The 24624-nt window shown below is 70.3% G+C and carries 25 protein-coding genes; 20 read left to right on the forward strand and 5 right to left on the reverse strand.

Going from position 1 to position 24624, the window contains the following annotated elements; translation table 11 throughout:
• Nucleotides 1-69 precede the first annotated feature (69 nt).
• From FVQ89_RS08965 to FVQ89_RS09015, 11 genes are all read left to right on the forward strand, one after another.
• The gene (locus FVQ89_RS08965; protein ID WP_147901633.1) at nucleotides 70-1086 is read left to right on the forward strand and encodes a TIGR03842 family LLM class F420-dependent oxidoreductase; all 1017 of its coding nucleotides are present in this window, start codon (nucleotides 70-72) and stop codon (nucleotides 1084-1086) included.
• Nucleotides 1083-2015 carry an ABC transporter permease gene (locus FVQ89_RS08970; RefSeq protein WP_147901634.1) on the forward strand — a complete coding sequence of 311 codons (933 nt, stop codon included), beginning with the start codon at nucleotides 1083-1085 and terminating at the stop codon, nucleotides 2013-2015. Before FVQ89_RS08965 ends, FVQ89_RS08970 begins: the two co-directional genes overlap by 4 nt.
• On the forward strand, nucleotides 2012-2842 hold the full coding sequence (locus tag FVQ89_RS08975) for an ABC transporter ATP-binding protein (protein ID WP_147901635.1): 831 nt from the start codon (nucleotides 2012-2014) through the stop codon (nucleotides 2840-2842). The genes FVQ89_RS08970 and FVQ89_RS08975 overlap by 4 nt, the downstream gene beginning before the upstream one ends.
• Entirely contained in the window at nucleotides 2839-3606 is a 768-nt protein-coding gene (locus tag FVQ89_RS08980) for an ABC transporter permease (RefSeq protein ID WP_147901636.1), read from the forward strand. Before FVQ89_RS08975 ends, FVQ89_RS08980 begins: the two co-directional genes overlap by 4 nt.
• A gap of 71 nt (nucleotides 3607-3677) precedes the next feature.
• Nucleotides 3678-4847 carry an ABC transporter substrate-binding protein gene (locus FVQ89_RS08985; protein ID WP_147901637.1) on the forward strand — a complete coding sequence of 390 codons (1170 nt, stop codon included), beginning with the start codon at nucleotides 3678-3680 and terminating at the stop codon, nucleotides 4845-4847.
• Between the two features lie 64 nt (nucleotides 4848-4911).
• The gene (locus FVQ89_RS08990) at nucleotides 4912-6228 is read left to right on the forward strand and encodes an aspartate aminotransferase family protein (protein ID WP_147901638.1); all 1317 of its coding nucleotides are present in this window, start codon (nucleotides 4912-4914) and stop codon (nucleotides 6226-6228) included.
• Between the two features lie 82 nt (nucleotides 6229-6310).
• On the forward strand, nucleotides 6311-6838 hold the full coding sequence (locus FVQ89_RS08995) for a DUF177 domain-containing protein (RefSeq protein WP_255513523.1): 528 nt from the start codon (nucleotides 6311-6313) through the stop codon (nucleotides 6836-6838).
• A 44-nt stretch (nucleotides 6839-6882) separates the two neighbouring features.
• Nucleotides 6883-7086: a 50S ribosomal protein L32 gene (gene rpmF, locus FVQ89_RS09000; protein ID WP_147901639.1), complete on the forward strand. Its 204-nt coding sequence runs from the start codon at nucleotides 6883-6885 to the stop codon at nucleotides 7084-7086.
• A gap of 58 nt (nucleotides 7087-7144) precedes the next feature.
• A complete protein-coding gene (gene rnc / locus FVQ89_RS09005; RefSeq protein WP_147901640.1) occupies nucleotides 7145-7804 on the forward strand; it encodes a ribonuclease III in 660 nt (219 codons plus the stop codon).
• 6 nt (nucleotides 7805-7810) lie between these two features.
• Nucleotides 7811-8683 carry a bifunctional DNA-formamidopyrimidine glycosylase/DNA-(apurinic or apyrimidinic site) lyase gene (mutM, locus tag FVQ89_RS09010; protein WP_147901641.1) on the forward strand — a complete coding sequence of 291 codons (873 nt, stop codon included), beginning with the start codon at nucleotides 7811-7813 and terminating at the stop codon, nucleotides 8681-8683.
• A gap of 86 nt (nucleotides 8684-8769) precedes the next feature.
• Nucleotides 8770-9582 carry a Bax inhibitor-1/YccA family protein gene (locus tag FVQ89_RS09015; protein WP_147901642.1) on the forward strand — a complete coding sequence of 271 codons (813 nt, stop codon included), beginning with the start codon at nucleotides 8770-8772 and terminating at the stop codon, nucleotides 9580-9582.
• A 51-nt stretch (nucleotides 9583-9633) separates the two neighbouring features.
• Here FVQ89_RS09015 and FVQ89_RS09020 read toward each other — a convergent pair whose 3' ends face one another.
• Nucleotides 9634-10707, reverse strand: a complete 1074-nt coding sequence (locus FVQ89_RS09020) for a GNAT family N-acetyltransferase (protein WP_147901643.1) — start codon at nucleotides 10705-10707, stop codon at nucleotides 9634-9636.
• Nucleotides 10708-10896: 189 nt separating this feature from the next.
• Here FVQ89_RS09020 and FVQ89_RS09025 point away from each other — a divergent pair, with 189 nt between their 5' ends.
• Nucleotides 10897-14562: a chromosome segregation SMC family protein gene (locus FVQ89_RS09025; protein WP_147901644.1), complete on the forward strand. Its 3666-nt coding sequence runs from the start codon at nucleotides 10897-10899 to the stop codon at nucleotides 14560-14562.
• Between the two features lie 22 nt (nucleotides 14563-14584).
• Here FVQ89_RS09025 and FVQ89_RS09030 read toward each other — a convergent pair whose 3' ends face one another.
• Entirely contained in the window at nucleotides 14585-15139 is a 555-nt protein-coding gene (locus FVQ89_RS09030; RefSeq protein WP_147901645.1) for a histidine phosphatase family protein, read from the reverse strand.
• A gap of 96 nt (nucleotides 15140-15235) precedes the next feature.
• On the opposite strand from FVQ89_RS09030, the gene ftsY reads away from it, so the two are divergent.
• Both ftsY and FVQ89_RS09040 read left to right on the forward strand, forming a co-directional pair.
• Nucleotides 15236-16105 (forward strand): signal recognition particle-docking protein FtsY, encoded by an 870-nt coding sequence (ftsY, locus tag FVQ89_RS09035; protein WP_147901646.1) that lies wholly within the window; start codon nucleotides 15236-15238, stop codon nucleotides 16103-16105.
• A 152-nt stretch (nucleotides 16106-16257) separates the two neighbouring features.
• On the forward strand, nucleotides 16258-17292 hold the full coding sequence (locus FVQ89_RS09040; RefSeq protein ID WP_222706077.1) for a TIGR03617 family F420-dependent LLM class oxidoreductase: 1035 nt from the start codon (nucleotides 16258-16260) through the stop codon (nucleotides 17290-17292).
• A 9-nt stretch (nucleotides 17293-17301) separates the two neighbouring features.
• On the opposite strand, the gene FVQ89_RS09045 is transcribed toward FVQ89_RS09040, so the two are convergent.
• Together FVQ89_RS09045 and FVQ89_RS09050 are read right to left on the reverse strand one after the other, a co-directional pair.
• A complete protein-coding gene (locus FVQ89_RS09045) occupies nucleotides 17302-17940 on the reverse strand; it encodes a hypothetical protein (protein WP_147901648.1) in 639 nt (212 codons plus the stop codon).
• Complete coding sequence (locus FVQ89_RS09050; RefSeq protein WP_147901649.1) at nucleotides 17937-18452, reverse strand: gamma carbonic anhydrase family protein; 516 nt, start codon at nucleotides 18450-18452, stop codon at nucleotides 17937-17939. The genes FVQ89_RS09045 and FVQ89_RS09050 overlap by 4 nt, the downstream gene beginning before the upstream one ends.
• 40 nt (nucleotides 18453-18492) lie before the next feature.
• Between FVQ89_RS09050 and ffh the strand changes: the two genes are divergently transcribed.
• Both ffh and FVQ89_RS09060 read left to right on the forward strand, forming a co-directional pair.
• A complete protein-coding gene (ffh, locus tag FVQ89_RS09055) occupies nucleotides 18493-20058 on the forward strand; it encodes a signal recognition particle protein (RefSeq protein WP_147901650.1) in 1566 nt (521 codons plus the stop codon).
• A gap of 73 nt (nucleotides 20059-20131) precedes the next feature.
• Complete coding sequence (locus FVQ89_RS09060; RefSeq protein ID WP_147901651.1) at nucleotides 20132-20938, forward strand: LLM class F420-dependent oxidoreductase; 807 nt, start codon at nucleotides 20132-20134, stop codon at nucleotides 20936-20938.
• 6 nt (nucleotides 20939-20944) lie between these two features.
• Here the strand turns inward: FVQ89_RS09060 and FVQ89_RS09065 are convergent, their stop codons facing one another.
• Complete coding sequence (locus FVQ89_RS09065; RefSeq protein ID WP_147901652.1) at nucleotides 20945-22078, reverse strand: glutamate--cysteine ligase; 1134 nt, start codon at nucleotides 22076-22078, stop codon at nucleotides 20945-20947.
• 100 nt (nucleotides 22079-22178) lie between these two features.
• On the opposite strand from FVQ89_RS09065, the gene FVQ89_RS09070 reads away from it, so the two are divergent.
• The 4 genes from FVQ89_RS09070 (at nucleotide 22179) to rimM (ending at nucleotide 24612) form a co-directional block, all read left to right on the forward strand.
• The gene (locus FVQ89_RS09070) at nucleotides 22179-23096 is read left to right on the forward strand and encodes a DMT family transporter (RefSeq protein WP_147901653.1); all 918 of its coding nucleotides are present in this window, start codon (nucleotides 22179-22181) and stop codon (nucleotides 23094-23096) included.
• A gap of 155 nt (nucleotides 23097-23251) precedes the next feature.
• Nucleotides 23252-23722 carry a 30S ribosomal protein S16 gene (rpsP, locus tag FVQ89_RS09075; RefSeq protein ID WP_147901654.1) on the forward strand — a complete coding sequence of 157 codons (471 nt, stop codon included), beginning with the start codon at nucleotides 23252-23254 and terminating at the stop codon, nucleotides 23720-23722.
• 3 nt (nucleotides 23723-23725) lie between these two features.
• A complete protein-coding gene (locus FVQ89_RS09080) occupies nucleotides 23726-23965 on the forward strand; it encodes an RNA-binding protein (protein ID WP_147901655.1) in 240 nt (79 codons plus the stop codon).
• Nucleotides 23962-24612, forward strand: a complete 651-nt coding sequence (rimM, locus tag FVQ89_RS09085; protein ID WP_255513524.1) for a ribosome maturation factor RimM — start codon at nucleotides 23962-23964, stop codon at nucleotides 24610-24612. Before FVQ89_RS09080 ends, rimM begins: the two co-directional genes overlap by 4 nt.
• The last annotated feature ends 12 nt before the right edge of the window (nucleotides 24613-24624 follow it).

Below are 24624 nucleotides of genomic sequence, written 5' to 3' on the forward strand. Positions count from 1 at the left end.
CTGGACACCGCCGCGCGGGTGTCAGAACGCCCGGAAGCCTGTCCGACACAGCTCACGGACGGTCAGCTGATGGATTTCGGAGCAGTCCTTCAGACCAACCCGCCCGCGAGCCGCACGGTGCACCTCGCGAAGCTCGCCGAGCAGTACGGCTTCAGCCATGTCTGGACCTTCGACTCGCACATCCTGTGGCAGGAGCCGTACGTCATCTACAGCCAGATCCTCGCCGAGACGCGCAAGGTGAAGGTCGGTCCGTTCGTCACGAATCCCGCCACCCGCGACTGGACGGTCACCGCCTCCGTGTTCGCGACCCTCAACGAGATGTACGGCAACCGCACGATCGTCGGCATCGGCCGCGGCGACTCCGCCGTGCGCGTCACGAACGGCAAGCCGACGACGCTCGCCGAACTGCGCGAGTCGATCCACGTGATCCGCGAACTCGGCAACAGCCGCGCCGTCGAGTACCACGGCTCCACCCTGCAGTTCCCGTGGTCCGAGGGCTCCGAGCTCGAGGTGTGGGTGGCGGCGTACGGCCCGCTCGCACTCAAGCTCACGGGCGAGGTCGGCGACGGCTTCATCCTGCAGCTGGCCGACGTCGACATCGCCAAGTGGATGATCAAGACCGTCCGCGACGCCGCCGAGAAGGCCGGCCGCGATCCCGACGAGATCACCTTCTGCGTGGCCGCGCCGTTCTACATCGGCGACGACTGGCAGCACATGCGCGACCAGTGCCGCTGGTTCGGCGGCATGGTCGGCAACCACGTGGCCGACATCGTCGCGAAGTACGGTGCCGACGGCAGCGTGCCGAAGGCGCTCACCGACTACATCGAGGGCCGCACCGGATACGACTACAACTCCCACGGCAAGGCCCACAACGACCACGTCGACTTCGTCCCGGATGAGATCGTCGACCGTTTCTGCCTGCTCGGCACCGCCGACGACCACATCGAGAAGCTCGAGGAGCTGCGTTCGATCGGCGTGCACCAGTTCGCCGGATACCTCCAGCACGACAACAAGGAGGAGACGCTGCGGGTCTACGGCGAGACCGTGATCCCCGCCCTCCGCGACCAGGTGACGGCCAAGTCGTGAGCTCCGACCCCGGGTCCCTGCCGCGTCGCCGCACGCGGGGTCGCGGCTGGGCGGCCGTCGGCTGGGGCGTCGCGGGTGTGCTGCTCGTCGCGATCCTCTGGGAGGTCTACAAGTTCCTGGGGCCGTCCGAGGGTGTCGTGATCGGCGCGGTCGAGGGCGAGGCCGGCTCGGGGGTGCTGATCCTGCCGCGCACTCACGATCGCGCGATGCCGCACGTCTGGAGCATGCTCATCCGTCTCGGCGAGCCGACGAGCGGGGGAGCGACGCCGCCGCTCGTGGTGTCGGTCGCGCAGGCGGCGGTGATGACGCTCGGGATGGCGGCGCTCGGCTGGCTCATCGGCGTGGCCGTCGGGATGCTGCTCGGCCTCGCGATGCAGCGCTGGAAGCTCGTCGAGTGGGGTCTGCTGCCCTGGATCGTGGTGAGCCAGATCGTGCCGCTCATCGCCTTCGCGCCCGTCGTCAACGTGATCGGCAACCAGATCGACCGCTCCGGCATCCCGTGGCCGCAGTGGCTGTCGGTCGCGGTGATCGCGTCGTATCTCGCGTTCTTCCCGGTGGCGGTCGGCGCTCTGCGAGGCCTCGAGGCGCCCGACCGGATCCACGTCGACCTGATGCGCAGCTACGCGGCCGGCTACTGGTCGACCCTCGTGCGCTTGAGGCTCCCCGCATCCGTGCCGCACCTGCTGCCGGCGCTGCGCCTCGCCGCCGCGAACGCGGTGCTCGGCGCCGTGGTCGCCGAGGTGTCGATCGGGATGCGCGGCGGCATCGGCCGGATGCTCATCCAGTTCGCGGGGCAGGCGTCGAGCGACCCCGCCGCACCGTGGGGGCCGATGTTCGGCTCGATCGCGCTGGGGCTCATCGCGGCGGGGTCCGTCGCGCTCATCGGCTTCGGCCTCACCAAGTACCGCAGAGGAGAGGCGGCCGCATGACCACCGACACCACCCTCGCCGGCACCGCGTCCACCGGCGCCGCCCTCGCGGTGAGCGCCTCGGGCGTCGGCAAGGTGTTCCCCGCCAAGGCGGGCGACGTGACGGCCCTGACGGGCGTCGACCTCGAGGTGCGGGCGGGGGAGTTCGTCTCGCTCATCGGCCCCTCCGGATGCGGCAAGTCGACGCTCTTGCGCCTCATCGCCGACCTCGACGAGGCGACAGCGGGCACGCTGACCATCTTCGGCAAGCCCGCGCGCCGCGCCCGCATCGACCAGGACTATGGGATCGCATTCCAGCAGGCGGGTCTGCTCCCGTGGCGCACGGTCGCCGACAACATCGCCCTGCCGCTCGAGCTGCACAAGGTGCCGAAGCCCGATCGCGCGAGGCGGGTCGCCGAGCTGGCCGAGCTCGTCGGCCTCTCGGACTTCGTCGACCGCTACCCCGATCAGCTCTCGGGCGGGATGCAGCAGCGGGTCGCGATCGCCCGGGCTCTCGCGGCGAGTCCGAAGCTCCTTCTCATGGACGAGCCGTTCGGCGCGCTCGACGAGATGACCCGCGAGTACCTGCAGGGCGAGCTCACCCGGATCGCGGCCGAGACGGGCGCGGCGGTCGTGTTCGTCACGCACTCGATCCCGGAGGCCGTTTTCCTCTCGGACCGCGTGGTCGTCATGAGCCCGCGCCCGGGCCGCATCACCGAGGTGATCGAGACAGGTCTCGGGCCGGTGCGCGACGAGGCGCTGCGCGAGACGCCCGCGTACTTCGCGAAGGTCACCGAAGTCCGCGAGGCGCTGCACGGCGCCCCGACGCAGAGGGCGAACGAGCGATGAGGGGCGCGGTCCCGACCGGCTGGCTGCGCATCGCCGCACCGATCGTGGTGGGTGTGCTGGGTGCGTTCGCGTGGGCGCTGTACGTCGAGTTCGGCGATGCACCCCGCGCGCTCCCCGGCCCCGCGGACGTGGCGTCGGAGTTCGTCCTGCGGTGGGGCATCATCTGGGACGAAATGCTCATCACCGCGACGAACGCGGCGATCGGTCTCGCCGTCGGCACGGTGCTCGCGGTGATCCTCGCCGGCTTGTCGGCCACCTGGCGTCCGATCGACGGCATGCTCGCCCCGCTCGTCGCGGCGCTCGCCGTCATCCCGATCGTCGCGATCACGCCCATCCTCAACACGATGTTCGGGGCGTCCAGCCAGTTCGGCCGCCAGGCGGTCGCCACGATCGCCGCCTTCATCCCGGTCTTCGTGAACGTACTGCGCGGGCTCCGCCAGACCCGGCCCGTGCACCGCGACCTGCTGCGCGCATCCGCCGCGACGGGCGGGCAGACCTTCCGCAAGCTCACCCTCCCGACCGCCGTGCCCTACCTGATGACGGGCGTCCGCGTCGCGGCCTCGCTCGCCGTGATCTCCGCGCTCGTCGCGGAGTACTTCGGCGGCCCCGCGGACGGCGTGGGCACCTCCATCGCGACCTTCGCCAAATCCGGGCGCGCCTCGCTCGCGTGGGCGTATGTCGGCGGGGGCATCCTCATCGGGCTCGCATTCTTCCTCGTCACCGCGCTCATCGAGCGCATCGTGACGCGGCATGCGCCGGACTGACCGGCATCCGCACCACCCCACGCACCACCACCCACCGCACCACCTGCACCACCATCACGAAAGGGAACAGCATGAGACTCCGCACCAGACGCGGCCTGGCTCTCGCCTCCGCGGCGACCGTCACGGCGCTCGCGCTCGCCGCGTGCTCCGGCACGAGCGATGACGGCGACGCCGACTCGGGCGACTTCGAGCCGCTCACGTCGATCAAGCTCCAGCTGCAGTGGCTTCCGCAGGCGCAGTTCGCCGGCTACTACGTCGCGCTCGATCAGGGCTACTTCGAGGAGGAGGGCTTCGACTCGGTCGAGATCGTCCCCTCGGGCGGCGACATCGTGCCGCAGGACGCCCTCGTCGCGGGAGACGTCGACTTCGCGATCGCCTGGGTGCCGAAGGTTCTCGGCAGCATCGAGGCATCCGGTGTCGAGCTCACCGACATCGCCCAGGTGTTCCAGGCATCCGGCACGACCCAGGTCTCGTGGGCGGGTGACGGCATCACGTCCGTCGCCGACTTCGAGGGCAAGCGCATCGGCTCCTGGGGCTTCGGCAACGAGTGGGAGATCTTCGCCGCGATGGCGGCCGAGGGGCTCGACTCCACCAGCGTGTCGATCACGAACCAGGACTTCTCGATGAACGCCCTGCTCGACCGCGATGTCGACGCCGCCCAGGCGATGACGTACAACGAGCTCGCGCAGGTCCTCGAGACGGTGAACCCCGACACGGGCGAGCTGTACACGATGGACGACCTCGACGTCATCTACTACGAGGACACCGAGGGCGCGATGCTGCAGGACGCCATCTGGGCCGACACCGAGCGCCTCGACGACCCGGCCTACGCGGATGCGGCGGTCCGGTTCCTGAAGGCGACCGTGAAGGGCTGGCTCTACGCCCGCGACAACCCGGAGGAGGCCGCGGACATCGTCTACACCGCCGCGACCGCGCCGGGCGTCGACGCGTTCCCGGTCGGGCCGACGCACCAGCTGTGGCAGATGAACGAGGTCAACAAGCTCATCTGGACCGGCGGCGACTTCGGTGTGATCGACGAGGCCGCGTGGCAGAAGACCGTGGCGGGCGCGCTCGCCGCGATCAACCAGCAGGGCCTGCACCTCATCGAGTCGGACCCGCCCGCCTCGGCGTACTCGAACGACTACATCCAGCAGGCGCTCGACGCGCTCGCGGAGGATGGCGTCGATGCATCCGGGACGTACACTCCGATCGAGGTCACCCTCACCGAGGGCGGCCAGTAAGACCCCCGCGTGCCGGGCGGCCCGTCGTGGGTCGCCCGGCCGCACCCCTGATCCAGGAACGGATATGAGCACCAACCAGCACGCACACGACCTCGACCGTGCGCACGTCTTCCACTCGTGGTCGGCGCAGGCGTCCCTCGACCCGCTCGTCATCGCGGGTGGCCTCGGCACCGAGGTGTGGGACTTCGAGGGCAATCGCTATCTCGACTTCTCGAGCCAGCTCGTCAACGTCAACATCGGGCACGCACACCCCAAGGTCGTCGCGGCCATCCAGGAGCAGGCGGCGATCCTGCCGACGGTGGCGCCCGCCCACGCGAACCTCACCCGCGGCGAGGCCGCCGCGCGCATTCTCGCGAAGGCCGGCTCGTCGTTCACGAAGGTCTTCTTCACCAACGGCGGCGCGGATGCCAACGAGAACGCGATCCGGATGGCACGGCTCACGACGGGCCGCGACAAGATCCTCAGCACCTACCGCAGCTATCACGGCAACACGGGCGCCGCGATCGTCGCGACCGGCGACTGGCGCCGCGTGCCGAACGAGTTCGCCCGCGGGCACGCGCACTTCTTCGGTCCGTTCCCCTACCGCTCCGAGTTCTGGTCCGACAGCCCCGAGCAGGAGACCGAGCGCGCCCTGCACCACCTCGAGCGCGTGATCCAAGCAGAGGGGCCGTCGTCGATCGCGGGGCTGCTTCTCGAGGGGATCCCCGGCACGGCGGGCGTGATCATGCCGCCGCCCGGGTGGTACGCGGGCGTGCGCGACCTCTGCGACCGCTACGGCATCCTGCTGATCGTCGACGAGGTCATGTCGGGCTTCGGCCGCACGGGCGATTGGTTCGCCTGGCAGAACGCGGAGGTCAACCCGGATCGCGTCGTGCCCGATCTCATCACCTTCGCGAAGGGCGTGAACTCGGGCTACGTGCCGGTCGGCGGGGTCATCATCTCCGCCTCGATCGCGCAGGTCTTCGACGATCAGGTGTTCCCCGGCGGCCTCACCTATTCCGGGCATCCGCTCGCGGCGGCGTCGATCGTCGCGTCGATGGATGCCATGGAGGAGGAGGGGATCATCGAGCATGCCGCCGAGATCGGGCGCGATGTGCTGGGCCCGGGCCTCGCGGCCCTCGCCGATCAGCATCCCCTCATCGGCGAGGTGCGCGGGGTAGGGGTCTTCTGGGCGCTCGACCTCGTCACGGATCGCGAGACGCGCGAGCCGGTGCCGCCCGCGACGATCGGCGCGCTCAAGAAGGAGCTCCTCGGCCGCGGCTACCTGCCGTTCGTCATGGACAACCGCCTCCACGTGGTGCCGCCGTGCACCGTCACGGCGGAGGAGTGCCTGCGTGCGCTGGCGATCCTCGACGAGGCGTTCACGGCGATCGAGCACTGACGCGGAACGTGGATGCGCGGCCCCGGACGGGGGAGGCGCCGTCCAGGCAATCGGCAGCGGATGCGGCGTAGAATCGCTGACCGTGCCTGCACCCACCAGCCCGTTCGTCGTGCCCGTCCACGACGTCATGCATCGACCCGGAGAGATGCGCGAGCGCGTCCTCGAGTTCGATGCGCCCGAGCGTCTGGGCGAGTCGGTGGCGTCCGTGCACGCCGGTTCGCCGGTGCGGATCGACCTGCGTCTCGAGGGTCTGCACGACGGGATCCTCGTCACGGGCGACGTCGATGCGGTCGCGGATGCCGAGTGCGTCCGCTGCCTCGACCCCGTGAAGCTGCCGGTCGAGGTCGAATTCCAGGAGCTTTTCGCGTATTCTCCTGATGAAGCTTTCGACTTCGCGATTCGAGATGATCACGTGGATCTCGAATCCGTCGTGCGGGACGCGGTAGTGCTGGCACTACCGTTCCAGCCGGTCTGCCGGCCGGACTGCCCCGGTCTCGACCCCGCCACGGGGGAGAAACTGCCGGATGGCGCCGAGCCGAGCGACCGCGAGATGCTCGACCCCCGGTGGGCCGCGCTCGAGGGCTTCCGCCCCGACTCCCATACCGACTGACACAAGCCTCCGGCCCTGCGCCGAACACAGGAAGAGACACCATCATGGCCGTTCCCAAGCGCCGCCAGTCGCGTGCCAACACGCACGCCCGCCGTTCGCAGTGGAAGGCATCCGTGCCGAACCTGGTGAAGACCGTCGAGAACGGCAAGGTCACCTACAGCCTCCCGCACCGCGCCAAGGTCGTCGAGGACTCGGCGGGCACCCCGCTGTACCTCGAGTACAAGGGCCGTAAGGTCGCCGACGTCTGAGACGCGCCCGGCCGGCTCACCGCCGGTCGGTGCTGAGGTCCTCGCCGAGCTCAACTCGGTGCTGCAGCTCGAGATCGAACCCGAGCTGCTCACTCTTGCGCTCACGCACCGGTCCTACGCCTATGAGAACGGCGGTATCGGGCACAACGAGCGACTCGAATTCCTGGGTGACTCGATCCTGGGGCAGGCCGTGACGGTCATGCTCTACCTCGAGAACCCGAACGTTGACGAGGGCGAGCTCGCGAAGCGCCGGGCAAGCCTCGTCAGCTCCGCCGCGCTCGCCGAGATCGCGGTGCACATCGAACTGGGTCGCTACATGCTGCTCGGCCGCGGTGAGGAGCTCACCGGGGGGCGCGAGAAGCAGTCGATCCTCGCGGACGCCGTCGAGGCGATCATCGGCGCCGCGTATCTGTCCGTCGGCCCGGATGCGGCGACCGCGCTCGTGCTGCGCCTCATTTCGCCGCTGCTCGCCGACCCGAACCGCTTCGGCGCCGCCATGGACCCGAAGACGAGCCTGCAGGAACTCTCCACGCGCCTCGGCAAGGGTCTGCCCCAGTACCGCGTCACCGACTCGGGCCCCGACCACTCCAAGCGCTTCCACGCCGAGGTCGCCCTCGGCGGCGACGCGATCGCCGCCGGCGACGGCACGAGCAAGAAGCAGGCCGAGATGGCCGCCGCGCTCGCCGCCTGGGCGATCCTGCAGCGCCCCAAGCGCTAGAGCACCGTGCCCGAGCTGCCCGAGGTCGAGGTGGTCCGCGCGGGTCTCGTGCCGGCGGTCACCTCCGCCCGTGTGACCTCCGTGGAGGTTCTCGATGAGCGCTCCCTGCGGCGGCATCCGGGCCCCTCGGAGGACTTCATCGAGCGTCTGACCGGTGCCCGGCTCGTGGCGCCCTCGCGTCGCGGCAAGTTCCTGTGGATCCCGGTGGCGGATGCCGACGAGGCGCTCGTCGTGCACCTCGGCATGAGCGGCCAGGTGCTGCTGCGTGATCCGGATGCGCCGGTGCAACGGCTCACGCGGATCGTCATCGGGCTCGACCAGCCCGGATACGGCCCAGTGCGCATGGACTTCGTCGACCAGCGCATCTTCGGCTCCATGGCGCTCGACCGGCTCGCCCCCGCGGCCGACCGGCCCGAGGAGCGGATTCCGGCATCCGTCGCGCACATCGCCCGCGATCCGCTCGACCCTCACTTCGACGAGCGCCGCTTCCTCGACCGCCTTGCGCGCCGCGACACGACCGTGAAGCGCGCGCTGCTCGATCAGACCCTCGTCTCGGGCATCGGCAACATCTACGCGGACGAGGCGCTGTGGGCCTCGCGCATCCACTACGACCAGCCCACGCGCTCGCTCTCGAGGCCCCGCGCGCGGCGGCTGCTGTCCGAGGTGCGGGCGGTGCTCGGCCGTGCGCTCGAGGAGGGCGGCACGAGCTTCGACGCGCAGTACGTAAACGTCAATGGGGCGTCGGGCTACTTCTCGCACTCGCTCAACGTGTACGGGCAGCAGGGGCGGCCGTGCCCGCGTTGCGGGCGTCCGATCGTGCGCGAGGTGTTCATGAACCGCGGTTCGCACCTCTGCACCCGCTGCCAGCGCATCCGCTGATCGAGGCCCGCGCGCGGAAGATCCCCAGCCGCCGAGGCCCCAAGGCGCGTATCCTCGGAACCAGGACCCCGACGTAAGGACCCGCCATGGCCCTCAACAATCCCGCATTCTCGAACAGCCCCGCGTTCAACGGGAAGGGGGTGGCGCCCGTCCCGACCCCGACGGCCGAGGAGCTCCAGCAGCAGTTCAACCTGCCCTCGGCACCGCAGCGCTCGGCCGAGCCGATGACGATCGACGGCACCCTGCGTGTCTCGCTCGGCACCTTCGCCGTGCTCGTCGTCGCCGCCGCGATCGGCTGGGTCACGATGCCCGCCGTCCCGTTCCTGTGGATCGGCGCCGCCATCGTCGGCTTCGTGCTGGCCCTCGTCAACATCTTCAAGAAGGAGCCCTCGCCGGCGCTCATCCTCGCCTACGCGGCAGCGCAGGGCGTGTTCCTCGGCGGCATCTCCTCGTTCTACGAGGCGCAGTGGCCCGGCATCGTCAGCCAGGCGGTGCTCGCGACCCTCGCGGTCGTCGGCGTCACCCTCGCGCTCTTCGCGAGCGGCAAGATCCGCGCGTCGAAGCGGGCCACGAAGGTGTTCCTCGTCGCGATGGTCGGGTACCTCGCCTTCTCGGTGATCAACGTCTTCGTGATGATCTTCGGCGGCGCGAACGCCAACCCGTGGGGCCTGCGCGGTGACATCGTCTTCTTCGACGTCATTCCGCTCGGACTCGTTCTCGGCGTCTTCGCCGTTCTGCTCGGTGCCTACTCGCTCGTGCTCGACTTCGACTTCATCCAGAAGGGCGTGCGTCAGGGTATCCCGAAGAAGTACGCCTGGACGGGTGCCTTCGGCATCATGGTCACCGTCATCTGGCTGTACCTCGAGATCCTGCGGATGCTCGCCATCTCGCGCGACTGACCTCGTCATCCACGACGGCCCACGGCACCGCGCCGTGGGCCGTCGTGCGTCTCACTGCAGTTCGCGGCGCCAGGCGCCCTCGCCGCCCATCCGCTCGAAGCCGATCCGCTCGTTGACGGCGAGCATGTGGGTGTTCTCCTCCGCGTTCCAGGTGAGGATCGACGGATGCCCGGGGCGCACTTGGGCGAGTAGCTCGAGGTTCGCGAGCTTCACGAGCATCCCGAGGCCGTGGCCGCGGTGCTCCCGCAGCACGAGCGTGTCGTGCTGCTCGATGGGGCGGGTCACGTCGATCGGCGGGATCAGCTGCGTGTAGGCGATCAGTCGACCGCTCGGCACGTGCACCGCTCCCGCGGTGACCGGCGCGAGTCCCGCACGCACGCTCGCCGCGTCATCCTCGGCGATGCGGGCAGCGGTCCAGACGTCCTCCGGCTCGCCGAGCCCCGACTGCGGGGCGTCGGTGCTCATCCGGGTGTGGAGCACGGCGAGGTCGTCCCGCCACTCCTCGGGGGTGACGCCGACCCAGGACACAGCACGGTAGTCGTCGCCGGCGTGGCGATCGGCTGCGCCGAGCTGTTCGGGGAGCGCGACCGGATCGACGGGTAGTTCGAGCCTGCTCGCGCGCACCACTTGCTCCAGTTCGTATCCGCGAGCGATGAGGAAGCGGACCTCCGGATTGTGCGCGGGGAGGGCACCGACTCCGCTCGAGGGGGCGACGGTGTCGCCCGCGGCATCCGCGGAGGGCACGTACGCGACCGCGTGGGTCGACCCGAGTGCGCGCGCCTCCGCCTCAGCGGCATCCGCGAGCGCTGTGCCGATGCCGCGCCCGCGGTGCTCCGGCAGCACGCGCGTCTCGAGCCACGACGCGGACGGGTCGGCGATGAGCGCCGAAGCGAGCGCGTACGCAACGATGCGTCCATCGATCCGCACGCCGAGCAGCCGGCTGTGCTCGTTCGGATCCGCCCAGTAGCGCTGCAGGTGGCCGACGCTGTGGCCGACATCCGGCGTGCCGTACGCGAGCTCCTCGCAGGTGTTGCGGACCTCGGCGACCTCGGCGAAGTCGCGGCTCGCGTCGTCATCACCGAGCCGCTCGGGTACCTCGAGTCGTATGACCTCGATGTCATCCATCCCTCCAGCATGGGGTGCGGCCGCCCGCACCGCACTCAGAAATGCAGGAGATATTCGCTCCGCCGCCCGTGATACCGCCGCTCCGCACGGGGGGAGGGGTCAATCTCCTGCATTTCTGCACGTGCGTCGGGCCGCCGCCGCCGCGGGCGCTAGCGTAGAGCGACGCCGAAAGGGGATGGAGGTGGCCGGGTGCATCTGAAGAGCTTGACCCTGAAGGGGTTCAAGTCGTTCGCCCAGCCCACCAGCTTCGTCTTCGAACCGGGCGTGACGTGCGTCGTGGGCCCCAACGGATCCGGCAAGTCGAACGTGGTCGACGCCCTCGCCTGGGTGATGGGCGAGCAGGGAGCGAAGACGCTCCGCGGCGGCAAGATGGAGGACGTCATCTTCGCCGGCACCGCCACCCGCGGGCCGCTCGGCCGTGCCGAGGTGCTGCTCACGATCGACAACTCCGACGGCGCCCTCCCGATCGAGTACAGCGAGGTGACCATCTCGCGCACGCTCTTCCGCAACGGGGGCAGCGAGTACGCGATCAACGGAGAGCAGTGCCGCCTTCTCGACCTCCAGGAGTTGCTCTCCGACTCCGGGCTCGGCCGCGAGATGCACGTGATCGTGGGGCAGGGCCAGCTCGACCAGGTGCTGCACGCCACACCCGAGGACCGCCGCGGATTCATCGAAGAGGCCGCGGGCATCCTCAAGCATCGCCGTCGCAAGGAGAAGACGCTCCGCAAGCTCGACGCGATGCAGGCGAACCTCACGCGCCTCTCGGACCTCGCGGGCGAGATCCGCCGGCAGCTGAAGCCCCTCGGACAGCAGGCGCAGATCGCGCGCGAGGCGCAGACGATCGCCGCGATCGTGCGCGACGCGCGTGCGCGTCTGCTCGCCGATGAGGTGGTCGAGCTCCGCCGGGCGATCACGGATGTGACCCGCAGCGAGTCGGAGCGCAAGACCGAGCGGGTGGTGCTCCAGGAGCAGCTCGATCAGTCGAAGCTGCGTCAGAACCGCATCGAGCAGTCGTCGACCTCGAACGCGGTCGACGAGGCGCGGCGCATCGCGTTCGGGCTCGAGCAGGTGCAAGACCACCTCCGTTCGCTCTTCACGCTCGCGAACCAGCGACTCTCGCTGCTGTCGCAGCAGGCGGAGCTTCCGGGGATGGCGTCGACGCTCAGCGAGTCGGCCGTCGCGGATGCGTTCGCGGAGGCGACCGCCCTGGAGGCGGGCATCGCCGCGGCTGAAGAGGTGCTGGGTCGCGCGAGCGCGGCGACCGCCACGGCGCGGGCGAGCCTCGACTCCCTCGACGAGGAGATCAGCGCGCAGTCGGCGCTCGTCAGCCAGCACGACCTCGAACAGGGGCGTCTCGTGGGCGCGGTGCGCGCCGCCGAAGAGCGCCGCGCGGCGACCGTCGCGCAGCTGGAACGCCAGCGGGCCGCACTCGCGGCGGCCGAGGAACGGCGCGAGGCGGCACGTGCCGAACTCGTCGCCCTCGAGGGCGACGACACCGGTGCGGTCCATGACACCGAGCTCGCCGCGGCCGTGACGAGTGCCGAGGAGTCCGTGCAGGCACTCCAGGTGCGGGTGGATGCCCTGCGCGACGAGCTCCACACCGCCGAACGCGAACGCGACGCCCTCGCCGCCCGGACGAGCGCCCTCACGCTTGCGACCGACCAGCGCGACGGATCGCAGCAGATCATCGGACTCGACGGCATCCGTGGGCTCCTCGCCGAGCACGTCAAGGTCGAGGCCGGTTACGAGGCCGCGATTGCCGCAGCTCTCGGCACCCTTGCGGACGCCGTGCTCGCCGACACCTGGGATGCCGCCGCCGCAGCTCTGGCGCACGCGCGCGGAGCCGAGGCCGGGCGGGTCGAGATCGTCGTCGCCGACGCGGCATCGCCGGAGATCGTGCAGGGGCTGCCATCGGGGGTGCGCGCGGCGGCATCGCTCGTGAGCGGGCCGGACGGCATCCGCGGCGTCCTCGCCGGAGTGGTCGTCGCGGACGACCTGGACGCGGCGCGATCCGCGTGGCCGGCGCTCGCGCGGATCGGCGGCATCACGGTGATCACGCGCGAGGGCGATGTGCTTGCGGAGCACGTCGTGCGCGGCGGCTCCGGCGGCTCCCGGAGCCGTATCGAGCTCCTGGCCGAGCGCGATGCGGCGCAGGAGCGCCTCGTCGGGGTCACCACCACGATCGAGCGCCTCGCGCACGAGCTCGCCGAGCACCGCGAGCGGCTCGACCTGGCGCGCATCGACCTCGTGCAGGCGCAGGGCGCGCTTAAGGAGTTCGAGACGCGGCTTGCGGAGCGCAGCGAGGCCCTCGGCCGGTCGCGCGTGCAGCTCGAGGCCGCGGCCGCCGAGAGCGAGCGCCTCGCGGAGGCCGTCGCCGGGCTCGGCGAGCAGGTCGCAGCCGCGGATGCCGCAGTCGAGCGGGCCTCATCCGAGCGCGATGCACACGCCGCCACTCCGCGCCCCATGCTCGACGTCTCGGCTCGCGACGGGCTCGTCGCCGAGCTGGATCAGGCGCGCCAGACCGAGGTCGCCGCGCGGGTCGACCTCGAGACCGCGCGTGAGCGCGTGCGTGCCCAGCGCGAGCAGGCCGAGCAGTTGCGGAAGCGGCTCGACGCCGAGCGCCACGCGGCCGAGGAGGCGGCGCGCCTGGCCGTCATCCGCCGCCACCAGATCGAGGCGGCGCAGGGCGTCATCGACGCGCTTCCCGCCGTGCTCGACACCGCCGACCGGTCGGTGTCGGAGGCGCGGCTCGGGCTCGCGACCGCCGAAGCGGAGCGCGCGAAGCAGAACGAGGAACTCACTGAACTGCGCCGTGCCGAGACCCAGCTGCGCGAGCGACTTCAGGCGCTCAACGAGAACGTGCACGGGCTCGAGATGCAGTCGTACGAGAAGAAGCTGCACCTGTCGTCCCTGCTCGAACGCGCCGCCGAAGAGCTGGGGCTCGTGGAGGACGTGCTGGTCGCCGAGTACGGCCCCCAGGTGCCCGTCCCCGTCGACGTCGTCGTGCCGCCCGCGCCCGCCGCGGCTCCTCTTGCTGCCACTTCAGAAGTGCAGGAGATCTTGCCGTCGGGCGCCGAAGACTCCAACGATCACGCCGCCGCATCCACGGAATCTCCTGTATTTCTGGAGGAAGAGGACCGCGCAGCCGCCGAATCCGAGCCCGATGACGCCCCCGAGGTGGCGACCGAGCCCTACGATCGCGCGCGGCAGAAGGCCCGCCTCGACCGCGCCGAGCGCAAGTACGCGCAGCTCGGCCGCGTGAACCCGCTCGCCCTCGAGGAGTTCGCGGCGCTCGAGCAGCGCCACAAGTTCCTCACCGAGCAGCTCGCCGACCTCCAGGCCACCCGCAAGGACCTCATCACGATCATCGGCGAGATCGACGAGAAGATGCAGGACATCTTCGCGGCGGCGTTCGACGACACCAAGGCCGCCTTCGACCAGGTGTTCCCGATGCTGTTCCCCGGCGGCACCGGATCGCTGCACCTCACGAACCCCGACGACATGCTCACCACCGGCATCGAGGTCACCGTGAAGCCCGCCGGCAAGAAGATCGAGCGCCTGTCGCTGCTGTCCGGCGGCGAGCGCTCGCTCGCGGCGGTCGCGCTGCTGTTCGCGATCTTCACCGCCCGCCCGAGCCCGTTCTACATCCTCGACGAGGTGGAGGCGGCGCTCGACGACGCGAACCTCGGCCGCCTGCTGAGCGTCATCGAGCGCCTGCGTGAGAGCTCGCAGCTCATCGTCATCACGCACCAGAAGCGCACGATGGAGATCGCGGATGCGCTCTACGGCGTCTCGATGCGGCAGGACGGCGTGAGCGCCGTCGTCGGTCAGCGCGTCGCGGCCGAGGCCAGCTGACCCGGAGCCCCGGGCCCGAGGCTCAGGCGACCGCTTCGCCGTTGACGGTCAGCACGCGCCATCCGTCTCCGTCGCGCTCGATCGCCGAGACGGTGCCGTTGCCGATGACATCCACCGGGTAGCCGGTCAGGCGGATGATTGTGTACTTGAGGATCGTGCCGTGGCACACGACGACCACGTTGCCGCCCGGGTAGTCGCGATCGATGTGGGCGAGCCCCTGCAGGCAGCGATCGACCACCGCGTCGAGCGGCTCGGCGCCCGGATAGTCCCGATCCGGCCAACGCTCCATCGCGGCAGCGCTCGACGTGCCCTCGAGTGCGCCGTAGTCGCGTTCCACGAGCTCGTCGTAGGCCGGCCCGAGCGGCAGGCCGAGCCCGTCGGCGACGATCTGCGCGGTCTCCCGCGCGCGTGCGAGCGGCGAGCTCACGACCGCATCCCACGTCCACTCCTCGAGCATCTGCTCGACCTCCCGGGCCTGTTCGCGTCCGGTGTCGTTGAGGGGGATGTCGCTCGAGCCCTGGAGGAGGGCGTCACGATTCCAGTCGGTCTGGCCATGGCGGATGAAGGCGAGAGTCACCCGTCCAGTCTCGCCCACCGTGGGGCAGCTGGCTGACGCGCGGGACGGTCGCGCCCACGTGATCCGGCCGCGGGCGCGCGCCGGTAGCCTGGGGGGATGGCGGCATCCTGGTCTCTCGGCGGCGCACTGCGCGGGCTCTTCGCGAAGCCGACGATCGATGACTCGACGTGGGATGACCTCGAAGACGCGCTCATCGGTGCGGACTTCGGACCGGACCTCACCGAGACGATCGTGGACGAGCTCCGGGCGAAGGTCGAGCGTTACCGCACCACCGATCCGGCCGACCTGCAGCGGATGCTGCGCGAGACGATCGAGGAGCGCCTCGCGAAGCTCGATCCGACGCTGCGTCTCACCAACCGGCCGGCGGTCGTGCTCGTCGTGGGCGTGAACGGCGTCGGCAAGACCACGACGATCGGCAAGTTCGCCCGCTTCCTCGCCACCCACGGTCGTTCGGTTGTGGTCGGCGCCGCCGACACCTTCCGCGCGGCCGCGGTGGAACAGCTCGCGACGTGGGCGGAGCGAGCGGGAGCGCGCATCGTGCGCCCGCAGCAGCAGGGGCAGGATCCGGCGTCGGTCGCGTTCCAGACCGTCGAGCTCGCTCAGCGCGACGGTGTCGAGATCGTGCTGATCGACACGGCGGGCCGCCTGCAGACGAAGTCGGGGCTCATGGACGAGCTCTCGAAGGTGCGCCGCGTGGTCGAGAAGCTCGAGCCGATCGCCGAGGTGCTGCTCGTGCTCGACGCGACGACGGGCCAGAACGGGCTCGCGCAGGCGGATGCGTTCATCCAGCACGCCGGGGTGACCGGTCTCGTGCTCACGAAGCTCGACGGCTCGGCCAAGGGCGGATTCGTGCTCGCCGTGCAGGAGAAGACGGGCATCCCCGTGAAGCTCGTCGGTCAGGGTGAGGGCATCGGCGACTTGACGGGATTCACCCCGCACGTCTTCGCCCAGCAGCTCGTCGGCTGACCTCCCTGCCCCGCGCCCTCCGCGCCGCGCCCCTCTCTCTTCCCCGTGAGAGTACGCACTTTTGCGTGCTCTCACGCCCGAGAGCACGCAAAAGTGCGTACTCTCACGGGGCGTGCGGGGGCATGCGGCGCCCGGTGGGGCAGGATGGCACGGTGAGCGATGACGCGACCGGATTCCTGATCGACGCGGGGGGCGACGCGGGCACCGACCCGCGGGCGTTCGCGTCGGGAGCTGCCGACCTCGAAGCCGCCGGATACGACGGCATCTTCGCCGCGGAGACGAAGCACGATCCCTTCGTGGCGCTGACGGCCGCGGCGATGCGCACCGAGCGGGTCGACCTCATGACCGGCATCGCCGTCGCTTTCGCCCGCAGCCCCATGACGGTCGCCGAGACGGCCAACGATCTGCAGCTGGTCTCGGGCGGCCGATTCATCCTGGGTCTGGGCTCGCAGGTGCGTCCTCACATCGAGCGGCGCTTCTCGATGCCCTGGTCCGCGCCGGCCGCCCGGATGCGTGAGTTCGTCGCCGCCATCCGCGCCATCTGGTCGTCGTGGGAGACCGGAGAGCGCCTCGCGTTCGAGGGCGAGCACTATCGCCACACCCTCATGACGCCCTTCTTCTCGCCGGGCCCCAACCCGTTCGGTCCGCCTCCGGTCTGGATCGCCGCCGTCGGGCCCCGGATGACCGAGACGGCCGGTGCCGTCGCTGACGGCCTCCTCGCCCACACCTTCACGACCCCGCGGTACCTGCGCGAGGTCACGCTGCCAGCGCTCGCCGCGGGCGCCGCATCCGCCGGGCGGGATGCGGGGCAGCTGGGTGTCTCGGTACCCGCCTTCATCGCGGTCGGCGAGACGCCCGAGGAGCTCGACCGCGCCATCGAGGCGACCCGCGGCCAGATCGCGTTCTACGGCTCCACTCCGGACTACCTTCCTGTCCTCGAGCTGCACGGCTGGGAGGGCGTCCATGAGCGTCTCAACGCCGGTGCACGCCGTGGAGCCTGGCGTGAGATGGCGGCGGAGGTCGACGACGACATGCTCGCCGCCTTCGCGGCCGTCGGATCCCCCGCAGAGGTCGCCGGTCAGCTGCGCGAGCGGTTCTCGGGCCTCGTCACGCGCCTGTCGTTCAGCGCGAGCTACCCGATCCCGCCGCAGACGGCCGCCGCGCTGCTCGCCGCGCTGCGCTCCTGAGCGGGAGGCTCAGCCCGCTGCGGGCAGCTGCAGCTCACCCGTCGCGATGAGCACGAGTGTCGTGATGACGAGCACGAGGAACATCGCGACGCCCGCGCTCGCGGCGAGCACGAGCGCCAACAGCCACGGGCGCACCGAGGTCCAGCCGACGGTGCCGGGGTAGCGCTCCTGGATCTCGCGCGCGGGCAGCCCCGGCGGTACCTCGTGCACGGGTGCGCCGATCGCGGCGGAGACTTCGTCGAGCGCCTCCCGCTCCCAGAACGTGCCCGAGAGCCAGAACAGCCGCTCGTTGAGCCGTGAGACCGCGTAGAGCGTCGCCGGTCGGACGGGGCCAGGCGGACCCGGCAGCGGCACGAACACGACGGCCGCGATGTCGTGTCGGATCCACGAGCGCGTGAGGAACGGTCCGCGCACCCGCAACGTGTCGCCCTCCGCATCCACCCGCACGCGCCCGAAGTAGATGGCGAGCGCGACGCCGCCGATCGTCAGGGTGGCGCCGAGCATCAGCAGGCCGAGACCGAGTGACGGCCACGACAGTACGAAGATCACGAGGATGAGCACGGGGCCGACGATAAGCATCCGTCCGAGCAGCCGCCGATGGAACACGGACCACGACGGCAGGAACGTGCGCGTCGGCGCGTCGGTCACTCGAGCTCCCGATGACGGGCGGTCAGCTCCCGGTAGGTGGCAGCGTTGCGGCGGATGCCCGCCACCTCGTCGTCGGACAGCTCGCGGCGCACCTTCGCGGGCACTCCCGCGACGAGGGAGCGGGGAGGTACGACCGTGCCCTCGAGCACGAGCGCGCCGGCCGCGACGAGCGATTCCTCGCCGATGACGGCACCGTTGAGCACGGTCGCGTTCATGCCGATGAGGCAGTCGTCGCCGATGACGCTCCCGTGCACGACCGCGCCGTGACCCACCGAGACACCCGCGCCGATGACGGTGGGGGAGCCCGGGTCGCCGTGCACCACCACGTTGTCCTGCAGGTTCGACCCCGCGCCCAGCTCGATCCGGTCGCGGTCGGCGCGCACGACCGCGCCGTAGAAGACGGAGGCGCCCGGATGCAGCACCGCGTCGCCGATGACCGTCGCGTTCGGCGCCACCCAGGCGGACGGATCGATGCGGGGGACTGCGTCGCCGAAGCCGAGGATCACGCTCATCCCGCCACGCTACCGCCCGGCATCTAGACTTGAGCCCGTCATGGCAACCTTCGGCACGCTCTCCGACCGGCTCACCCAGACCTTCAAGAACCTCCGCACCAAGGGCAAGCTCAGCCCCGCGGATGTCGATGGCACGGTGCGCGAGATCCGTCGCGCCCTCCTCGACGCGGATGTGGCGCTCGAGGTCGTGAAGGACTTCACCGGGCGGGTGCGCGAGCGAGCCCTCTCCGACGAGGTCAACCGCGCGCTCAACCCGGCGCAGCAGGTCGTGCAGATCGTCAACGAGGAGCTCGTGGGCATCCTCGGCGGTGAGCAGCGCCGCCTCGAGTTCGCGAAGAAGCCGCCGACCGTCATCATGCTCGCCGGCCTCCAGGGTGCCGGTAAGACGACGCTCGCCGGAAAGCTCGCCAAGTGGCTGAAGAAGGAGGGGCACACGCCCCTGCTCGTCGCCTCCGACCTCCAGCGTCCGAACGCCGTCACCCAGCTGCAGGTCGTGGGTGAGCAGGCCGGCGTGCCTGTCTTCGCTCCGGAGCCCGGCAACGGCGTCGGCGACCCCGTGAAGGTCGCGAAGAACGGTGTCGCCGAGGCGCAGCGTAAGCAGTACGACGTGGTCGTGGTCGACACGGCCGGTCGTCTCGGCATCGACGCCGAGCTTATGAAGCAGGCCGCGAACATCCGCAAGGCGGTCGACCCCGATGAGGTGTTGTTCGTCATCGACGCGATGATCGGCCAAGACGCGGTCACGACGGCGCGCGCCTTCCAGGAGGGCGTCGACTTCACGGGTGTCGTGCTCACGAAGCTCGATGGCGACGCGCGAGGCGGTGCGGCCCTCTCCGTCGCCTCCGTCACGGGGCGCCCGATCATCTTCGCCTCCACGGGCGAGGGTCTCGACGACTTCGAGCCGTTCTACCCGGACCGTATGGCGAGCCGCATCCTCGACCTCGGCGACATCCTGACGCTCATCGAGCAGGCGCAGGAGGCCTTCGACGAGGAGGAGGCACGCAAGGTCGCGGAGAAGTTCCGCACCGACAGCTTCACGCTCGACGACTTCCTCGCGCAGATGCAGCAGCTCAAGAAGATGGGCTCGCTGAAGGGCATGCTCGGGATGCTGCCCGGCGCCCGGGGCATGAAGGACCAGCTCGAGAACTTCGACGAGCGCGAACTCGTGCGCACGGAGGCGATCATCCAGTCGATGACGCCCGCCGAGCGGCAGAACACGAAGCTGCTGAACGGCTCGCGCCGCCTCCGGATCGCGAAGGGCTCCGGCATGACGGTCACGGACGTCAACCAACTCGTCGCCCGTTTCGAGCAGGCCGCGAAGATGATGAAGACCGTCGCGAAGGGCGGCATGCCGCAGGTCCCCGGGATGGGTCCGATGCCCGGCGCTCACGGCGGCAAGAAGCAGCAGGCGAAGAAGAAGGGCTCGCGCTCCGGCAACCCCGCGAAGCGCGCCGCCGAGAACGCGGCGCTTGCGCAGGGGTTGAAGCCGAGCGCCGGCGGTGGCGAGCCGGGAGGGTCCGGATTCGGGCTCGGCGCCGCGAAGGCTCCCCAGGAGGGCCCGAGCCCCGAGGAGCTGCAGGCGCTGCAGCGCTTCCTCGGCCGCTGACGCGCCGGGGTGTTCCGGCCCTCGCGGTGTGGATGCCAGCGCGCGGTCGGGCGTCTTCCCTAGTGTGAGGCGAGTGACTGTCTCCACTGCCGCCCGCCCCATCCGCATCGCCGCTCAGGTTCAGCCTCAGCACGCGACCTATCCGCAGATCCGCGACGCCGTGCGCCGCCTGGAGGACCTCGGCGTCGACGTGATCTTCAACTGGGATCACTTCTACCCGCTTTCGGGCGACCCCGATGGCCTCCACTTCGAGTCCTGGACGATGCTCGCCGCGATCGCCGAGCAGACGAGCCGCGTCGAATTCGGTGCGCTCGTGAACTGCAACTCGTACCGCAACGCCGACCTGCAGGCCGACATGGCCCGCACGATCGATCACATCTCGGCCCACAGCACCGGCACGGGACGCTTCATCCTGGGCACCGGGTCCGGCTGGTTCGAGAAGGACTACACCGAGTACGGGTACGACTTCGGGACGGTCGGCTCACGTCTCGACGCGCTCGCCGAGTCGTTGCCGCGCATCGAGGCGCGCTGGGCGAAGCTGAACCCCGCGCCGACCCGCGACATCCCGGTGCTCATCGGCGGCGGCGGCGAGAAGAAGACGCTCCGACTCGTCGCCCAGCACGCCGACATCTGGCACTCGTTCCCCTCGCCCGAGGTGCTGCAGCGCAAGCTCGGCATCCTGGGTGAGCACTGCGACGCCGTCGGCCGGGACATCTCCGAGATCGAGATCTCGGTCGAGAACCGCGAGGGCGACGAGAAGATCGCCGACGAACTCCACGAGCTCGGCGCGACCCTCTTCACGGTCGGGATCTCGGGTCCCGACTACCCGGACGAGGCCCTCCGTCGCATGCTCGCGTGGCGCGACTCGGTCAACGGCTGACGGCCGCTACGCACCGCCCCGGAACTCGCGGATGAGGTGGGCGGCGACCGCGCGCAGGTCGCCGCCCGCGTCGTCCGCGACCGCCAGTTGGCGTTGATAGCTCGCGCCCGTCGCGAGCGTCCGCCGGATGCCCTCGAGCTCCGCTCGGCAGCCGAGCTCGGCCGCGATCGGGAGCAGATCGTCGAGCAGCTCCTCGAGGTGTGCCCGCACCGGCCGTTCGACGCCTGCGCGGTCGACGATCAGCTCGGCGTCGAGACCGTATCGGGCCGCACGCCATTTGTTCTCGCGGTGGTACCAGGGCTGGAGGGTCGGAAGTGGATGACCCGCGTCGAGCTCCCGGGAGAAGTGCTCGACGAGGCACTGCGCGAGCGCGGCGAGCGTGCCGAGTTCTTCGATGGTCGAAACCCCGTCGCATGCGCGGATCTCGATGGTGCCCCAGCGCGGGGCGGGGCGGATGTCCCAGCGCACCTCGGTCGCATCCGCCATGATCCCGGTGCGGGTCATGTCGTCGAGGTAGCCCTCGTATCCGGCCCAGTCGTCGAGCGCCCACGGGAGCCCCGCGGTGGGAAGCTGCTGGAAGACCAGTGCGCGGTTGGACGCGTAGCCGGTGCGCTCGCCCGCCCAGAACGGACTCGACGCGCTCACGGACTGCAGGTGCGGCAAGTAGAGCGTCAGCGCGTTGATGAGCGGCATCACCTTGCGCACATCCTCGACGCCGACGTGCACGTGCACGCCCCAGATCATCATGTTGCGTCCCCACCACTGGGTGCGCTCGATGAGGGTGTGGTAGCGGGTCTTGTCGGTGACCGCCTGGTCGTACCACTGCGCGAACGGATGGCTGCCCGCGCACATGAGCTCGAGGCCGCGCGGGTCGGTGGCGCGGCGCACATCGGAGATCGCAGCTTCGATGTCGGCGATCGCTTCGGCCACGTCGCGCCCGACTCCGCTTGTCAGCTCGACCGTGTTCGTGAGGAGTTCGGCGGTCGCCGTGTGCCGAGTGTCGGAGGTACGCGCGGCGGTGACCTCGTCGATCACCTCCGGCCCGCGCCCGGCCAGCTCGCCCGTCGTGGGATCGACGAGCATGAGCTCCCATTCGACGCCGACGGTGCTGCGTCCCGAGGGGGCGAATGCGACCTGCATGCGGCGAGTCTTCCACCATCGGGCGGACGATGGCCGGATTCGGTCGAACGCTGGCAGGAGACGGGGGTCGGGTGTCGTGGGTGGCGCGTAGCGTGAGGCCGTGCAACAGCCCTCGCCGCTTCGGCCGCTCGTCCTGATCGCCATCGGGTTCACCGTTCTGGCGTGGGCGAGCGCGTTCATCGTGATCCGCGGTGTCGCACCCGAGATCGGGGGAGGGGCGCTCGCGCTCGGCCGTCTTCTCGTCGGGGTCGTCGCGCTCGGCGTGCTCGTGCTCGTCACCCGCGGATGGGTGCGGCCGACGCGTCGGGAGTGGCTGCTGCTGGTGCTCTACGGACTGGCGTGGTTCGGGGCCTACAACGTGGCGCTCAACCTGTCCGAGCACACGCTCGATGCGGGCACGACGGCCATGATCGTCAACATCGGCCCGATCCTCATCGCCATCGGCGCGGGTGTGCTGCTCGGCGAGGGTGTCCCGCGCTGGCTGGCGATCGGGGCGGGCGTGGCCTTCTCCGGCGTCGTGCTCATCGGACTGGGCGTCGGCGTTCTGAACGAGGGCGGCCATGTCGATGTGGCGGGTGTCCTCTGGGCGCTGCTGGCGGCTGTCACCTATGCGGCGGGTGTGCTGGCGCAGAAGCCGGTCGTCGCACGGATCCCTCCGGTGCAGGTCACGTTCCTCGGATGCGCGATCGGTGCCATCGCGTGCCTCCCGTTCGCCGGGCAGTTGATCACCGAGACGGCATCGGCATCCCCTGCGGCGGTCTGGGGAGTCGTGTATCTGGGCGTCGTGCCGACCGCGCTCGCGTTCACCACCTGGGGGTACGCGCTCGCGCGGGTCCCGGCAGGTCAGCTCGGGGTGTCGACCTACATCGTTCCGCCGCTGGCGATCCTCGCCGGGTGGGTGGTTTTCCAGGAGGCGCCGGGGGTGCTCGCGCTCGTCGGCGGCGCGCTCTGCCTCACCGGTGTGGCGTTGTCACGGCGTCGCACGCGCGTCCCGGAGCCCGTCGCCGCCGTCGAGTAGCACCCACCCCTCGGGGCATGCCACAATAGGACGTTGGAGCCGCGCTGCCCGACCCTCTATCTGGCGCGACGGCTCACCCCTCAGAGCTTTCTGCCGAGTGTGCCCCCACGCGCACGGGAGCAGTTCGATCCCAACACACACGTCTCAGGAGAATTGTGGCTGTCAAGATCCGCCTCAAGCGGCTCGGCAAGATCCGTGCCCCGTACTACCGCATCGTCGTCGCCGACTCGCGCACCAAGCGCGATGGTCGCGTCATCGAGGAGATCGGCAAGTACCACCCCACCGAGGAGCCCTCGTTCATCGAGGTCGACTCCGACCGCGCGCAGTACTGGCTCTCCGTCGGCGCTCAGCCGACCGAGCAGGTCCGCGCGATCCTCAAGCTCACGGGCGACTGGGGAACCTTCAAGGGCGAGAAGGGTGCCAAGAGCACCGTCAAGACCAAGGAAGCCCCCGAGGCGTTCGTCGCCGACGAGAAGAAGAAGCCGGTTCTGAAGCCCAAGGCCGAGAAGCCGGCGAAGGCCGAAGAGGCGGCGCCCGAGGCGCCGGCCGACGAGGCCCCCGTCGAGGAGCCGACCGCCGAGGCCGCCGAGTCGGCAGCCGACACGGCCGACGCCGACAAGGAGTAATCGGTGCTCGCCTCCGCCCTGGAGCATCTCGTCAAGGGGATCGTCGATCACCCGGATGACGTGAAGGTGGATTCGGCGAGCACCGCGCGCGGCGAGGTCCTCGAGGTGCGCGTGCACCCCGAGGACCTCGGTCGCGTCATCGGCCGCTCGGGCCGCACAGCGAAGGCCCTCCGGACCCTCGTCAACGCGCTCGCCGACGGCCGCCGCGTACGCGTCGACGTCGTCGACACCGACGCGGCGTGAGCCGGGGGAAGCGCTCCGGCACCACCCAGCTGCGGGTCGGGCGGCTCGTCAAGGCGCACGGTCTCAAGGGCGCGCTGAAGCTCGAGCTCTACACCGACGACCCGGCGAAGCGTTTCGTGCCGGGTGCGACGTTCTCGTTGCAGGTTCCCTCCTCGTCGCCGTGGCACGGTAAGACCATCGAGCTCTCTGAGCTGCGCTGGTACAACGGGCATCCCGTCGCGTTCTTCGTGGATGTCGCGGACCGCACCGCCGCCGAGACCCTCGTCAAGGCGATCCTCTGGGTTGACGCCGATGTCTCTGACGACGACGAGCCGGACGCCTGGTACGACCACCAGCTGGTCGGGCTCCGCGCGATGCGCGACGGAGTCGAGGTGGGCACGGTGATCCGCGTGGACCACCTTCCGGCTCAGGACCTGCTGGTCGTGCGTGCCGGTGAGCGTGAGGTCCTCGTGCCGCTCGTTGCGGCGATCGTGCCCGGGGTCGACATCGACGGCGGAACGGTGACTCTCACGCCGCCCCCCGGCCTCTTCGAGGACCTCGCCGAGCCCGACCCCGAGCCGGCCCCCGCCGCTGCTGCGGCCTCCGACCTGGCCCCGGAGCCGGCCCCCGACTCCCCGGGAGAGGATGACGCGCCGACTCAGGCGTAGCAGCGCCGATAC

This window comes from Homoserinibacter sp. GY 40078, from assembly GCF_008017545.1.
Lineage (GTDB): Bacteria > Actinomycetota > Actinomycetes > Actinomycetales > Microbacteriaceae > Homoserinibacter.